The following is a 15808-nucleotide window of genomic DNA, read 5'->3' as shown; positions in this document are numbered from 1 at the left end:
CTAGCTGAACAACAAGAAGCAAAAAGACTAGCTGAACAACAAGAAGTAAAAAGGCTAGCTGAACAACAAAAAGCAAAAAGACTAGCTGAACAACAAAAAGCAAAAAGGCTAGCTGAACAACAAGAAGCAAAAAGACTAGCTGAACAACAAGAAGTAAAAAGGCTAGCTGAACAACAAGAAGCATTGGATGATATTTTTATAAAACTCGAAGAAGAGTTTGATAATTATGAATTAAGTCGTGATCAGTATATTGCTGATGAAATCCATCGTTATAGTTTAATTTATAAGCATTTGATTCAAAAAAATTTTATAAAAGAAGACAGTTTTAATGGTAAGTATTGTCAAATTAATTTGAATTTAATACCTGCCAATTCTTTAGGTATACTTGGTGATGCTCGTGTTATTAGTGGTGATGATAAATTATGTGATGCGGCAAAACGTGCAGTACTTAAGGTGGGTATTTTCCCTTTACCAGATGCTGAATATGATGTTATTGAAAAACTAAAGGATATTAATTTAACAGTGGTACCATGAAATTATTTTTGTTAAAGATACTAGGATGTTTTTTTTTACTTCTGCTTATTCCTATTGAGTCAACTAATAGTGCTTTAGAACTTATTATTACTGATGGTATTAATAAAGCTCGTCCAGTAGCAATATTACCTTTAAATTGGACAGGTTCTAGCAAATTGCCACAAGATGTTTCTTCTATAATCACTGCAGATTTACAGAATAGTGGTAAATTTAATCCTATTCCAATTCCCAAAATATTAAAAATTCCAGATTTTGAATCAGATATGGATTTTGATATATGGGTTAACTTAGGTGTTGAAGTGGTATTTTTGGGTTCTATATTAGAAAATCAAGATGGAAATTATATAATTAAATATCAATTAGTTGATATTGCTCGTGCTAAATTTAATAAGGAAAAAAAAGATATTTTAGGTTTTGATATAAGGTCTATATTTAATAAAAATCATCTATTATTAAGCACACGTGCTATTGTTCCTGCAAATCAATTAAGAAAGTACGCACACCGAATTTCTGATCTTATATATGAATCGTTAACAGGAGAAAAAGGTGCATTTGTTACTAAGATTGCTTACATAGTTGTAGAAAATGAAGGACTTTACCCTTATCAATTACGAATAGCTGATTATGATGGTCATAATGAAAGATTATTGTTAAGTTCTAAGCAACCTTTAATGTCACCTGCTTGGTCTCCAAATGCAAAAAAAATAGCATATGTTAGTTTCCAAAATGGAAAATCTGGAATTTTTATCATAGATATTTATACTGGTGAACATTACCAAGTGACTGCATACCCTCGTCATAATGGTGCCCCAAAATTTTCTCCAGATGGTACTAAATTAGCGTTAGTTTTATCGAAAACAGGTAGGTTACAAATTTACACATTAGATCTAAAACTTAATGAATTAACTCAGATTACAAGAGGTAGTTCAAATAATACGGAACCTTTTTGGCATCCTAATGGAAATTCATTAATATTTACTTCTGATCGGGGTGGTAAACCTCAAATTTATCAAGTAAATTTAACAAATGATAAAATCAATCGTTTAACTTGGCGGGGAATTAAAAATTTAAGTGGCCAAATTACTTCTGATGGTAAATTTCTAGTGATGGTCTCTCAAATTGGTAATTCTGGTTTTAATTTAGCTAAGCAAGATTTAGAGAGTGGGGTCGTGCAAATTCTTACAAACACTTTTCTTGATGAGTCACCGAGTATTTCTCCTAATGGTAATATGATTATTTATAGTTCTATCTATAATGAAAGTAATGCACTTTCTATAGTATCAATGGATGGACGTTTTACAGCTAGACTACCAAAAAGAAAGCAACGTGTTAAGTCACCTGCTTGGTCTCCTTTTTCACATAACAATTAATTAAGGAAATATAATATGCAATTTAATAAAGTTCTTAAATGGGTACTATTCTTTTTTCCTATGTTGATTTTGACAGCGTGCAGTTCATCAATGCATAGTGATGATAATTCTAGTACTAGTACACTGAAAAGTCATGAACAGCATAAAGTAATTTCAGAGTTAGATAATTCTTCAGATAAAATTATTTCAACAATGGATGAAAATGAATACGATCTTTTTCAAGAAAAAACACTTAAAGAGAAATTTATTCATGAGAATAAAATGATTCATTTTGCATTTGATGATGCTTTTATATCAGAAGATTATCAAAAAATCTTAGAAAATCATGCAATTTATCTAAGACAAAATATGAATATAAAAATCCTTATAGAAGGTCATGCTGATGAACGTGGTACTCCAGAGTATAATATTGCTTTAGGTGAGCGTCGTGCGCAGTCTGTAGCAGATTATTTACAAGTATTAGGAGTTCAGGAAAATCAAGTATCTATTATTAGCTATGGTGAAGAAAAACCTGTTCTATTAGGTCATACAGAAGAGGCGTATGCTAAAAATAGGCGTGCTGTTTTAGTTTACTAATGGATAATGGAAAAGTATTTTAATGTTTAGTACTTTAAAAAGTTTACTCATTGTTTTTGTCTTACTTTTTTGTACAATGCCTTTGTCTTTTTCTGAGCAAATTCCGGTATTAGATTTGAATAATTATCATAGTTATTCAGATAATGACAGTTCAGTAGAATATAAAATTCAACATTTAGAAAAAATATTTTCTAACCGCCATAAGATGCATTTGAAAATGCAGCAGAAAATTAATTCTATGTCATTAGAAATTAGTGAACTTCGTGGTCAATTAGAAAAAAATAATTATGAAATAAATAAAATTCTTGAACGCAATAAGGATTTATTTATTTATCTAAGTGAAATTCATACTAAAGTAAAAAAAACTGAGGAAGATATCAAATTTAAAAATAATATATCTAGTTCTTTTGATAGATACTCTTCTAGCATTTATGAAAAACAAGAAAAAATAGATTATCAATATGCATTAGATTTAATCTTAAAAAGGAAAAATTATTCTGCTGCGATTGCTGCATTTGAACAGTTTCAAAAAAAACATCCAGATTCAGGTTTGTTAGTGAATGTGCACTATTGGTTGGGTCAAATTTATTTTGCTATGAGGGAAGATGAGAAAGCTATAGAAAATTTTTCTATTGTAATAGAACATAAGGATTCTCATAAACGCGCAGATGCATTAGTCAAGTTAGGTGATATTTCTAAACGAAATAATCAAATAGCGATAGCAAAAAATTATTACTACCAGGTACAAAATGAATATCCAGATAGTTCTTCAGCTTATCTTATCAAAAAGAATATAGAATAAGTTTGTAATAATGACATTATATTTTGTAGTTTTGTAGAGTGAAAATGATGAACTATATAGAAAGTACTCTGAGGAAATTTTATTCATTTCCTAAAAAAACAAGTACTTTAACCAATCCAGAAAAGCGTCGTTATCTTGCTGATATTAAAAGGTTATTAAAAGAAAAAGATGCTGTTTTAATATCACATTATTACGTTGATGCTGAAATTCAAGCTTTAGCAGAAGAAACTGGAGGTTTTGTTGGAGATTCTCTTGAAATGGCAAAGTTTGGTAATCTTCATTCAGCAAGTACATTGGTGATAACTGGCGTTCGTTTTATGGGGGAATCTGCTAAAATATTAAATCCAGAAAAGCGAATTTTAATGCCTGCTCTTGATGCTGAGTGTTCTTTAGATCTAAGTTGTCCTGCAGAGAAATTTACTAAGTTTTGTGATTCCTATCCAGATCATACAGTTGTAGTGTATGCTAATACTTCAGTTGGAGTCAAAGCTCGCGCTGATTGGGTTGTGACATCTAGTGTTGCTTTAGAGGTTGTTGAGTATTTATCATCTAAAGATGAAAAAATCATTTGGGGGCCTGATCGTCATTTAGGTTCCTACATTATAAATAAGACAGGTATAGAAATGAAACTTTGGCAAGGAGAATGCATTGTACATGATGAATTTTCTGCAGATGTTTTAAAAAAAATAAAGTTTCTATATCCTCATGCTGCTATTTTAGTTCATCCTGAAGCTCCTTCTAGTGTCGTTAAATTAGCAGATGCTGTTGGTTCAACAAGTCAATTAATTAAGATAGCTAAAAAACTACCACAGAATCAAATTATTGTTGCAACAGATAAAGGCATTTTTTTTAAAATGCAGCAATTAGTCCCAGAAAAAGAGCTTATTTCAGCTTTAGATATGAATTCAGGAGCAACATGTCGTACTTGTGCGCGTTGTCCTTGGATGGCAATGAATGGACTAAAAGAAATTAAACATGCACTTTGTCATGAACAACGTCACGAAATTTTTATTAATGAAGAATTGAGAATTAAATCCTTAATTCCATTGAATCGTATGTTGCGTTTTGTAGAAAAGTTAGATATATAAGCAAATTACTTTATGTATTTTTTTTTGTATTTTTGAGAAAATTCTTGAAAAGTTAGTGGTATTTCATAATAATAACCTTGCAATAGATGACATTCATTTTCTTTAAGCCATAAACTTTGTTCATATGTTTCCACCCCTTCTGCTACGACAATTAAATTTGAGACATTTGCTACAGCTAAAATAGATTTGATTACGCTTTCTATCTGTTTATCTTGGTGTATTGCCTTGATAAAAGTTCTATCTATCTTAATTTCAGTAATGGGTAGCTGACTTAAATAACTTAAAGAGCAATATCCTGTTCCAAAATCATCTAAAGAAAGTCCAAATCCGTAATTTTTTAGTTCATCTAAAATTGGCTTTGCTTGAGTTATATCCTTAATAAGGACATTTTCAGTGATTTCAATTGTAATATTTTTTTTGGATATGCCAAACTGTTCTGCTAGATTTTTTAACTTCAAAGGAAAATTTGGTTCTAAAAGCTGAATTGGTGATACATTTATAGATAAACCAATGGATTGATTATAATTTAAATAAAATCGATGAATATCTAAACAAGATTGAGCGAATACATAATCTCCAATAGAAGAGATAAGACCTTTAGTTTCAGCTATAGGAATAAATTGCTCTGCTGGTATCAAACCAAGTTTATTATTATTCCAACGACATAATGCTTCAACTGCTTTTAATTGACCAGTTGCACTATCAATTTGAGGTTGGTATACAACATTTATTTCGTTATTTTGAAGTGCTGAAGTTAATTCATCTTCTAATAAAAATTGATATTGTACTTGTTGATTAATATCATCATTATAGAATAATGCAGTCCCTTTACATTTCTCTTTAGTTCTATATAGCACAATATCTGATTTGCTAATTAACTCTTGTTCATTAGAGCCATCTTTAGGATACGTAGCTATTCCTATGCTACTTGATACTTTCATTTGTACTCCATTTAATATAATTGATTCATTAAATAAAGATAATAGTTTATCTGATTTACTTTTTATTTCATGCTCATTTTTTACTAATGAAAAACAAACAATAAATTCATCACCACCAAATCTTGCAACTATATCGTTTTTTCCAGTAATAGCTTTAATTTTTCTGCTAATAAGTTTTATAAATTCATCACCAACTTTATGTCCATACTGATCATTGATTTTTTTAAAATTGTCAATATCAACAAACATTACTGATAACATGGTTTTTGTTGAGTCACATAGTGCAATAGCTCGTTCAATTTCATAGCTTAATTTTACACGATTGGCTAATCCTGTTAGAGAATCATGATGAGCTAAATATTCTAGTTGATGCTGGCTTTGTTTTAATCTAGCAAAGCTATCTTGTATTTTATGTTGAAAATCATAGAAACGTCGGTTGATGTAATTGCCAATCCAAAGAGAAATTAAAGAAAGAACTAAAGCAAATATAGTGCAAGCAATTAAAATTTTATATAAGGTTCCTTTACCTTCAGCTATTAAATTTGTTTCTTTATCAATTAAATAAGAATCAATTTTTGATAAAGGAAAAGAATTTACTAAAAACCATCCCCATTGAGAGAAATTATGAATATAATAAATTTCAGATTTATCTGATTTCATTTTCTGAATTTCAAAAAATTCACCTTGATTTTCTGGAATTTGTTGATATTGTGACAAATCTGCATATCGCCATTTTTTTCCAATTAGATTTTGTTTAAAATAAGATAAAATATTAGCATTATTATTTAGTACCATGATGAAACTATCGTCTTCAAAAGAGTAATTAGATAGCCAATTAAGAAGATTGTTTTTGATAGAATTCTCAACATCAGAAACATATTCTCCAGTACCAATGAACCAATTATATGGTTCAAAATATTTACCAAAACCAATTTTTTCAAATTCTTTATTATCATGACCTGGTTTTTTAAACCACCAACGATAAAATGCTTGGTTATTTTTTGATTTTTTTATTAGTTCAATATGTTCTTTTAGAATTGGAGTACCATGAATATCTTTTAATTCTATTTGTGATTTCCCTTCCATTCTTGGTATTAATGGATGTAGTACACTGACTCCATCCATGGTAAATATAAAAAAATACCCTCTTTTTTCGTTAAAACGAATTGATGATAGTGCATCATAAATATTTTTTGAGATGATATGCTTTGTTTGGTTCTTATTATTTATATATATATTAGTAGCTATTTGGTGTGCTTCTAAAACGCGAGAGTGGATATTTTGTTTCAATATTTGTACGGTTTGTTTTTGTTCATATTCAATTTTGTCAACGATCGCATCTACTTTTTGTTTAATTGCTAGTTTTCGGCTTAATATATAATCACTTCTTAACTCAGTAACTAAGTCATGAGTATTTTTTTGATTGTTATGTACTAATATAGTGACTAAAACAGAGATAAAAACACTTACTATGAAAAGAGGGGAATAACGAACCAACTTAATAAGTTTTTTATCAGTGAATACGTCCATTCTCTTTAAAATTCATTTATAAAAGTGCTTCTCAATTACAGCTATTTATAATAGTATAGCAGGTCAATTTTTTTTTTTTCAAGTTCGTTACAAAATAGTATAGATAAAAAATATTTTACTTGATTTTATATATTGGCGGTGAGTGAGAGATTTGAACTCTCGGTGCAGATTTAACTCCACACACACGCTTTCCAAGCGTGCTCCTTAAACCACTCGGACAACTCACCATTATTTATGGTAGAAAAATTCTATTAAGGAATTGTTGGATGATATATTTAAAATTTAAATCTACTTGTCATCATAATTTGTTTACTATACATATCATTAATAATAGCTTCGATTCCTAAGGAAAATAGTTCTGTAGAATGAAATCTAGCATAAATTGAAGCTAATGCACCATTTTGATCATCAATAATGGAAATATAGCCGAGTTTAGCTCCAATTTCTAATTGAGGGCTAAACCATTGCCTAGCAGATATATTTGCCTCCATGCCTGTTCTTGTTGAAGGGAAATCGCTTCTATCTCGAATATGGAATAACATTTCCCCGAAAAAATCTAACCAATTATTTAATGGAGTATGGAAGCCTGCTCCCATAGCAAGATCATGATTCTTTTTAAGCTTAGTATCAATCCTAGCAATAGCATAAGCATTAGGATGAATAGATTTAGATATTCCTAAACCAAAAGTGATTGGAATCATACCTAATCTAGATTCAATATAATCATAATTAAAATTACTTGTAGACAAAGTATTACTGTTATTTAATTTTTCTTGTGAAAAAATTTTAGATACACTAAATAGTAAAAGAGTGATAAAAATAATTATTTTATTCATAATCAAGAGTAAACCTATATTCCCTGATTGTTTTATATAAATTATACTATTTTATTTATTAGATTTATATTAATGAGAAAAAAAATCGCAGTTATAATTCATTTTTCTTCATAATAAAAATGAATTAGTAATATGATTAGTGTAGTTCAAAAAGTTAAAATTTATGGAATGCCAATTCCATTTGGAATTAAAAGTAATGAAAATAACCTCAGATAAGATATTTAACTTCAGCTCAGGTCCATCTTCTTTGCCTAAAGAAACAATGAAACAAGCTCAAGCTGAGTTTATGAATTGGAATAATCTTGGTATATCAATTATGGAAATTAATCATCGTAATAATTTATTTCTTCAAGTAGCAGAGGAAGCAGAGCAATTACTTCGAGACTTGTTAAATATTCCTGATACTTACAAAGTATTATTTTCTCAAGGTGGAGCTCGTACCCAATTTTCAGCGGTTCCTTTAAATTTATTAGGTAAAAGGAAAAAGAAAGCAACTTATATTGATACTGGTTATTGGTCAAGAAGTGCTTTAGAAGAAGCTAAAAAGTATTGTGAAATCGATTGCTTTAAAGCAAGGATAAAGAAAGACAATAAAATTGCAATTATTTTTGCAGATGAATGGAATATTGATCAGGAATCTGCCTATGTTCATTTCTGCCCTAATGAAACTGTAGATGGTATTGAAATTAATGACCTTCCTTTAACTGATAAGCCTATTATTGCTGACATGTCTTCAACTATTTTATCTAGAGGAATTGATATTTCTAAATATGGTATTATTTATGCTGGAGCTCAGAAGAATATTGGTCCTTCAGGTATTTGTATTTCAATTGTGCGTGATGATTTATTAGATTCTGCAAGTTCCCTTCTTCCTAGCACGTTAAATTATAGAATTTTAGCTGAAAATAAATCAATATTTAATACTCCACCAACATTTTCTTGGTATTTATCTGGTTTAGTATTTAAATGGCTAAAAAAACTGGGAGGTCTTAAAGTAATTGAGAAATATAATCGTAAAAAAGCTGCTATTCTTTATGATTGTATTGATAAATCTATGCTATATAAAAATACTATACATGTTAGTAACCGTTCGTTAATGAATGTGCCTTTTCAATTGGTAAGGCCAGAACTCAATATTAGGTTTTTACAACAGGCTAAACTTGCTGGGTTATTGGAACTTAAAGGACACCGCTCAGTGGGTGGTATGCGTGCTTCTATTTATAATGCTATGCCAATTGAAGGTGTTCAAGCACTTATAGCTTTTATGGAAAAGTTTGAACAAGAAAATTATTAATATAGTCTATTGATGGTTCTAATAATCCTTTATTTTTATTACATATGGTAAATTGTATGTTCTATTCATTGCATATAGTTTTATTAATATATTGTTCTTTTATTAGTTGTCCATCATCATTGTTTATAATGATTCTATATCGAATACCAATATTAAGATTACTTCTGATTTGTTCACTATTACAGTAGTTTTTAATAATTATTGGCATAAGTTGATCAATAAATTGATTAGAATTTAGCAACTTGCTATTATAAATCATCATTATTTCAATAGTTGTTTTTTCTGATTTAGCGTAACTAATCGATAACGGTCCATATTTCAAAGGTAATACAGAATTTAGCAAAATAGCTTGTCTATCAGTCAAAAACTTAATGTTTCCTTTTTTTTTATGGTAGTATTTAAATTTGATGCACATCCAAATAATATAGTTAGAGCGATGAAAAGGGGTAACATGTATCTATTTTGTTTCTTGTAGGAATTATATAGTTTCATTCTATCAGTTTCTTTTAATTTTTAACTATAAATTAACACTCGTAACATTTTATCAATATATTATATTTCTAAAAAATGTTAAATAATGTTAATTAAAAGATTGAATAAATTATAATAATAGTTATCCTTTTCCACTTTCTAAATTTTTATAAATATAGATGCTTGTAAGTAACATACAGATTAATGTTCCAGCTAAAAGACCAAATACTTTAAAATTTACCCAAATATTAAGAGAATAATTATATGCAATATAGATGTTGAGAATAGCAGAGGATAAGAAAAAAGATACCCATCCCCAATTTAGTTTATTCCAAGCATAATCTGGTAGTGTAAATTCTTTTTCTAACATGCTTTTTATTACAGACTGACCCAGTATATGTGTTACGGTAAGATAAATAGAAAGTATTAGATATATAGCTGTAACTTTCCATTTGATAAAATTAGCATCTCGCAAAAAAAATGTCATGCTGCCAAATATTATTATCAGAATAACAGTTATTATCTCGATTTTTTCTAAATTGCCTAATATATAGGTTAAAATTAGTTGAATAGTAGAAGAGAGCACAAGAGCGGCTGTTGCTATGTAAATATCATAAATTTGGTATAGCAAAAAAAAAGTTGCTAAAGGAATAAACTTAATAATTTGGTTCATTTTTTTGTTGTTTAACCTAAAAACAGTTGTATTATTAATAAATCAGTCATTGAATTAAACGTTAATAACTGATTAAGATAAAGGATAATAATTTAAGTAGTTTAACTAAAATTAGCAATATAAGAAAGAAATATTAATAGTTAGATAACTGTACCTTTATTTCTATATATACTCTAAATTTTACTACTTATTTTTTTTTTTTAGCAATTTTTTTTATTATTTCGTAATAGTATATATAAATGCATTAATAGAATAGGAATGAGTGAAAAATTACAAAAAATCTTAGCCAGATCAGGCTATGGTTCTCGTCGACAATTAGAATTTTTGATTAAAAATGGTCGGATAAGTGTTAACGGTTCAATAGCAAAACTAGGGCAACGTATCTCTTTGAAAGATATTAGCAAACTTAAAATTATTATTGATGATTTTATTGTTCCATTAAAATGTTTGAATAAAATCTCTTATCGAGTTATTGCTTATCATAAATTAGAAGGTGAGCTTTGTACTCAGCGTATCTCTAAAGATTATTTAACTGTGTTTGAGCATTTACCTAAAATATTAAATTCTCGTTGGATATCTATCGGTCGGTTAGATGTTAATACATCTGGATTACTACTTTTTACCAATGATGGTGAATTAGCAAATCGGTTAATGCATCCATTTTATCATATTGATCGAGAGTATTTAGTACGTGTATTTGGAAAATTAAATGAAAAAAAAGTAAAAAAATTAACTTCTGGTGTAGAACTTGAAGATGGTATAGCACGTTTTGAAGATGTGAAGTACTCCGGTGGACGAGGAATAAATAAAACATTCTATGTGGTAATAAATGAAGGCAGAAATAGAATAGTGCGTCGATTATGGAACTCTCAAGGTGTGATGGTAAATCGTCTTAAACGTGTTCGATACGGACCTATTTATTTAGATAAAAAGCTATTACCTGGAAATTGGCAGGAAGTTGAATCAAAGAAAGTTAATGAACTACGTTCACTTGTTAAACTTTAATCTATATTTAAGAATATTTATTTTTTAATAGAGATGATCGAGAATGATATTTAGTGATTTTACCTTCCTCAATTAAAAAAACAGAGTCCATTTTATCTAGTTTAATTAACCGATGAGTAATGATAATTACAGTTTTTAGCTTAAAGTGGTATTCTAATTTTTTCATAACTTTTTTTTCTGTTTTCTTGTCTAATCCTTCAGTTGGTTCATCTAAGATTAGGATAGGAGCATCGTGTAGTATTGATCTTATAATATCAATACGCCGTTTCTCACCACCTGATAGATCATATCCACCATTGCCCAGCCAAGTATCTAATCCTTTATCTTCTAATAAATGTTCAAGAAAAAAATCATTCAGTATTTGTAGTAATTTATGATCCTCTATATTTGGAGAAGCTATCCTTAAGTTATCTCTTAGTGTAGCGTTTAGTATATGTACACGTTGACTAACAACACTAATCGTTTTTCTTAGTTGACTTTCATTCCATAATGCTAATGGTTGATTTGCAATAGATATTATACCTTTTTGAGGAATCCAGTAATGGAAAAGCAATTGCAATAAAGTTGATTTCCCTGAACCAGTTTTACCAATAATAGCAATTTTTTGTTGGTCCTCGATATTTAAATTAATATTTTTTAGAACTTGATGATTACTGTTTGGATATTGGAAATACACATTTTTAAATTGAATAGAATAGTGACCACTATGTTTAGTCATGTGATTCATAAATTTAATTTTTGGTTCATCTGAAATTATTTCATTGACTCGTCTAGCAGATGTAATGGTTTGACCTAAAAAGTGAAATGCTCCAGAGATTGGTATTAAAAGTTCAAAACTTGCTATCGAAGAAAATATTATTATAGAATAAACTGGATCTAAAAATAAAATTTGTTCTTGATTGATTAAAACCCATACTATTAGTAGTAAAGTCAATCCGCTAGTTAATATCAATGCTCCATGTGCTATACCAGAAAAATTAGCATTATTGAATTGTTTTAAAGAAAGATTTTTTTGCGTATAAAGAATTGTATTGCGATATTTCTTTTCTGCTCCAAAGAGTGTGAGTTCAGAATAAGCTTGTAACCAATCCAAAGTGATTATTCTTAATTTTGTTCTACATTGTGCTAATTCATTTCCGTTTTTTTTACCAAGGTTATAGAAAATAATCGGCCATATTAACAAAAGTAATAATAATATAGCACCAAGGATCAATCCAATTGTTTTGTTAAAAAGAAATAAAAACATGCTCAATATGGTAATACCAAAGATACCAACGATAATTGGATTGATTAAACGTATATAGATATGGTCTATTGCACTAATATCAGCTATTAATCGGTTAAGTAGATCAGCATTGCGTAGATTGTATATATTTCCTGGTATAAGTGGTGAGATTTTTCTAAAAAAGAAAACTCGTAATTCTGTTAATAATTTGAAAGTTACATCATGAGTAATCGTTTTTTCTGTCCATCGTCCAATAGTTCTCAAGACAGATAACAAACGAATTATAGCCATAGGTACTATATAATTAAAAGTTTCATAAGCGATACTCATGCCCAATCCAGAAATTGCTGATATTGTTAAAACCCAACCAGATAATGTTAGTAAACTAATTGATGCAGAAACTGTTATCAATGCGAGTAGTATACCCATTGATAGCCAAAGCCAATGTTTCTTATATAACTTTAAGTAAGGCAATAAATCACGCATTTGTGTTTTTCCTATCAGGAGTAGGATTGGACTGTAGTGTTTCTTCAAATAATTCTGGGATTTTAGATAAAGTTGTAAAATTGCTTTTTTTAATAAGTTTCCCATTTTGTATGACTAATATTTGTTCAATATTTTTTAGTATGTGTAGTTGATGAGTAACTATCAAAGATGTTTTTTTTCTAATTTTTTCCTTTATTTTCTGCATAACTAATTTCTCAGTATTAGCATCAAGGCTAGCAGTAGGTTCATCAAGCAACCAAAAACATCCATTTTTAAACAAAGCACGAGCAAGTGCTATACGCTGTGTTTGACCAACCGAAAGTCGACCAAAGTTCTCCGAAACTTGATAGTTTAAACCACGTTGGTGAACAAATTTACTTAATAAAGAATCTCTTATAGCTTGTTTTAATGCTATATTACTAGGATTATTTTGGCCCAATGTTATATTGTCTCTAATTGTACCATGCAGTAATAATGGATTTTGTCCAACCCAGCTTATTTTTTTATGCCAACTACTTTGGTTAATATCTTTTAATTCAATTCCATTTATTTTTAAACTGCCCTGATATGGTATAAATCCAAGAATAACATTAATTAAAGTAGTTTTACCTGAACCAGTAGGACCAACAAGAGCTGTAGTTTCATTATTTTTAATATCGAATGAAACTGGTCCAATGAGTAGTTTTCCCCCTTTATGGCTATATACTTTTAAGTTGAAGGCCTGAATGTAAATGGTACTTAATTTTTCTAGTTTAATATTTCCTATTTGAGAATTAGTTGTACTTATTTGTTCTAGAAATTCAACAATACTTTCAGCAGCACCAATAGCTTGTTGTCTAGCGTGGTAAAATGTGCCAAGATCACGTAATGGTTGATAAAATTCAGGAGCTAGAATTAAGACAAATAAAGCAGAAAATAGAGTGATTCCTGAACTTGAACTATAGTATCCAAAATTGATTTTATCCATAAAGCTAGAACTAAAGTAAATAGCCGTAATAGCAATACAAATAGCAGCGAAAAATTCTAGAATAGCAGAGGATAGAAAAGCAAGTTTCAATATACTCATTGTTCGAGTTCTAAAATTTTCAGATACTTTTTTTAGTAATTTTTCTTCTTCTTTTGTTCGATCGAATAAGCGAATAGTAGTCATTGCTTGTAATCGGTCATAAAAATGGCCAGATAAACGTTGTAATGCTTTGAAATTTTTTTGATTAGCATTCGCTGCTTTTAGGCCAACTAAAATCATTAAAATAGGTATAAGTAGTGCTGTTAATAAAAACACTAAACCAATAAACCAACTGATTGGAAATACGGTAATTAGGATAATAAAAGGGATGGCAATTGAAAGGGATATTTGCGGTAAGTAACGGGAAAAAAAATCCTGCATATTTTCTACTTGTTCTAATAGTAAAGTTGCCCAAGCACCTACAGGTTTATTTTTAATGTAAGCAGGCCCAAGCTCCTGAAACTTATTTAAAATGAGTTTTCTTATATGTATTCGTATTTTTTCACCACAACGAAACCCTGCAACTTCTCTTCCCCAAGTACATATCGCACGTATTAGAATTATGATAAATAGTCCGAATAAATAAGGAATAATAGTTGATTTATCAATTTGTTCAATAAGCAATGTCTTTAAAATATAAGAAATAACAGCTATTTGCACTAATAAAACTAAGCTTGATAATATCCCAAGACCAACAGAGAGTCTTAACCATCCTTTTGCCAGGTTACTTTGAATTTTTAGCCATTTATACAATTCATATTGTTTTTTTTTATCCATCACTTAACAACAACTATTATTAAATTCATTTCAGATAGGGCAAATAAAAACCACCCAGAAAAAATAATTGCAATTCTGGGAACTATCATAGACAGATCAACCGATCTAGTTAGGGAGTTATTATATAACTTTAGATTTATTTGATATATTCTCTAGATAGCGCTCAACATCAAGAGCAGCCATGCAACCTGTACCTGCAGAAGTAATAGCTTGACGGTAATGTAAATCTATTACATCCCCAGCAGCAAAAACGCCTTCAATGCTCGTTTGTGTACTATTACCGTTTAACCCAGATTTTACTAAGATATAATCATCTTTCATTGCTAATTGTTTTTTAAAGATCGCAGTATTTGGTTGATGGCCAATGGCTATAAAAATTCCTTCTAGATTGATTTCCTTAGATATACCAGAGTTTATATTTCTTAGGCGTATTCCTGTCACTACTTCATTATTCTTACCAAGAATCTCATCAACTATATGGTTCATATGAAGCACAATATTACCGTTCTCAATTTTTTTTATCAATCGATCAATAAGAATTTTTTCTGCACGAAAAGAATTACGACGATGAACTAAATACACTTTTGAAGCAATTTTAGAGAGATATATTGCTTCTTCTAAAGCAGTGTTTCCACCTCCAATAACTGCTACTTTTTGATTTCGATAGAAGAACCCATCACAAGTTGCACATGCTGATACACCACGCCCTTTAAATATCTCTTCTGATTTCAAACCTAAATATTTGGCTGAAGCTCCTGTTGCTATAATTAAAGAATTACATGTGTATTGAGTATCATTACCTCGTAAATAAAATGGAGATTTTTTTAAATCAACTTTTTGAATATGATCCGATATAATTTCAGTTTCCAAATATTCTACATGTTCCTTCATTCTATTCATTAAGGTTGGACCAGTTAAACCACTAGCATAACCAGGCCAATTTTCAACTTCCATAGTAGTTGTTAGTTGTCCTCCTTCCTGAATTCCTGTAATCAGAACAGGCTTGAGATTTGCCCGAGCAGAATAAATAGCAGCAGTATATCCAGCTGGGCCCGACCCAAGAATTAAAAGATTACAATGTTTAGTTCTATTCATTTTGATTCCGATTGGGTCAGTTTATCCAGTAAATACTAGTTTAATTGTAAACGATATTCATAAATATTTAAAAAGTATTAGCAAGTGATATTTTTTTTG

At 29.4% G+C, this 15808-nt stretch carries 13 protein-coding genes, 1 tRNA gene and 1 pseudogene; 7 read left to right on the top strand and 8 right to left on the bottom strand.

Annotated features, from left to right (window positions below):
* The 5 genes from tolA to nadA form a co-directional block, all read left to right on the top strand.
* A partial coding sequence (gene tolA / locus CF66_RS02645; RefSeq protein WP_034411447.1) for a cell envelope integrity protein TolA occupies nt 1-534 on the top strand: 534 nt, incomplete at its 5' end.
* On the top strand, nt 531-1904 hold the full coding sequence (gene tolB, locus CF66_RS02640) for a Tol-Pal system beta propeller repeat protein TolB (protein WP_052541664.1): 1374 nt from the start codon (nt 531-533) through the stop codon (nt 1902-1904). The genes tolA and tolB, both read left to right, overlap by 4 nt.
* Before the next feature lie 15 nt (nt 1905-1919).
* A complete protein-coding gene (gene pal / locus CF66_RS02635) occupies nt 1920-2480 on the top strand; it encodes a peptidoglycan-associated lipoprotein Pal (protein ID WP_034411446.1) in 561 nt (186 codons plus the stop codon).
* Nucleotides 2481-2502: 22 nt separating this feature from the next.
* Nucleotides 2503-3282 (top strand): tol-pal system protein YbgF, encoded by a 780-nt coding sequence (ybgF, locus tag CF66_RS02630; RefSeq protein ID WP_034411445.1) that lies wholly within the window; start codon nt 2503-2505, stop codon nt 3280-3282.
* A 47-nt stretch (nt 3283-3329) separates the two neighbouring features.
* Nucleotides 3330-4370 carry a quinolinate synthase NadA gene (gene nadA, locus CF66_RS02625; RefSeq protein WP_016503368.1) on the top strand — a complete coding sequence of 347 codons (1041 nt, stop codon included), beginning with the start codon at nt 3330-3332 and terminating at the stop codon, nt 4368-4370.
* 5 nt (nt 4371-4375) lie between these two features.
* Here nadA and CF66_RS02620 read toward each other — a convergent pair whose 3' ends face one another.
* The 3 genes from CF66_RS02620 to CF66_RS02610 form a co-directional block, all read right to left on the bottom strand.
* Nucleotides 4376-6841 carry a bifunctional diguanylate cyclase/phosphodiesterase gene (locus tag CF66_RS02620; RefSeq protein WP_034411444.1) on the bottom strand — a complete coding sequence of 822 codons (2466 nt, stop codon included), beginning with the start codon at nt 6839-6841 and terminating at the stop codon, nt 4376-4378.
* A gap of 133 nt (nt 6842-6974) precedes the next feature.
* A tRNA-Ser gene (locus CF66_RS02615) sits at nt 6975-7068 on the bottom strand.
* Nucleotides 7069-7116: 48 nt separating this feature from the next.
* Nucleotides 7117-7677, bottom strand: coding sequence for a hypothetical protein (locus tag CF66_RS02610; RefSeq protein WP_034411443.1), 561 nt, complete (start codon nt 7675-7677; stop codon nt 7117-7119).
* Between the two features lie 196 nt (nt 7678-7873).
* Here CF66_RS02610 and serC point away from each other — a divergent pair, with 196 nt between their 5' ends.
* Nucleotides 7874-8971 carry a 3-phosphoserine/phosphohydroxythreonine transaminase gene (serC, locus tag CF66_RS02605; protein WP_016503371.1) on the top strand — a complete coding sequence of 366 codons (1098 nt, stop codon included), beginning with the start codon at nt 7874-7876 and terminating at the stop codon, nt 8969-8971.
* A gap of 61 nt (nt 8972-9032) precedes the next feature.
* On the opposite strand, the gene gspS2 is transcribed toward serC, so the two are convergent.
* Complete coding sequence (gene gspS2 / locus CF66_RS02600; protein ID WP_081846845.1) at nt 9033-9386, bottom strand: type II secretion system pilot lipoprotein GspS-beta; 354 nt, start codon at nt 9384-9386, stop codon at nt 9033-9035.
* A 198-nt stretch (nt 9387-9584) separates the two neighbouring features.
* Nucleotides 9585-10115 (bottom strand): septation protein A, encoded by a 531-nt coding sequence (locus CF66_RS02595; RefSeq protein ID WP_034411442.1) that lies wholly within the window; start codon nt 10113-10115, stop codon nt 9585-9587.
* A gap of 258 nt (nt 10116-10373) precedes the next feature.
* Here CF66_RS02595 and rluB point away from each other — a divergent pair.
* Nucleotides 10374-11117: pseudogene (gene rluB / locus CF66_RS02590) on the top strand (23S rRNA pseudouridine(2605) synthase RluB); the annotation flags it as partial.
* A gap of 10 nt (nt 11118-11127) precedes the next feature.
* Here rluB and cydC read toward each other — a convergent pair.
* The 3 genes from cydC to trxB all read right to left on the bottom strand — a co-directional run bounded on the left by cydC (nt 11128) and on the right by trxB (nt 15709).
* A complete protein-coding gene (gene cydC / locus CF66_RS02585; protein WP_034411441.1) occupies nt 11128-12831 on the bottom strand; it encodes a heme ABC transporter ATP-binding protein/permease CydC in 1704 nt (567 codons plus the stop codon).
* On the bottom strand, nt 12824-14614 hold the full coding sequence (cydD, locus tag CF66_RS02580; RefSeq protein WP_034411440.1) for a heme ABC transporter permease/ATP-binding protein CydD: 1791 nt from the start codon (nt 14612-14614) through the stop codon (nt 12824-12826). The genes cydC and cydD overlap by 8 nt, the downstream gene beginning before the upstream one ends.
* A 120-nt stretch (nt 14615-14734) precedes the next feature.
* On the bottom strand, nt 14735-15709 hold the full coding sequence (trxB, locus tag CF66_RS02575; protein ID WP_016503377.1) for a thioredoxin-disulfide reductase: 975 nt from the start codon (nt 15707-15709) through the stop codon (nt 14735-14737).
* Between the last annotated feature and the right edge of the window lie 99 nt (nt 15710-15808).

The organism is Candidatus Photodesmus anomalopis (genome assembly GCF_000731785.2).
GTDB lineage: Bacteria > Pseudomonadota > Gammaproteobacteria > Enterobacterales > Vibrionaceae > Vibrio > Vibrio anomalopis.
Note: the sequence above shows the minus strand (reverse complement) of the source record. Positions and strands in the feature narration are given on the sequence as shown.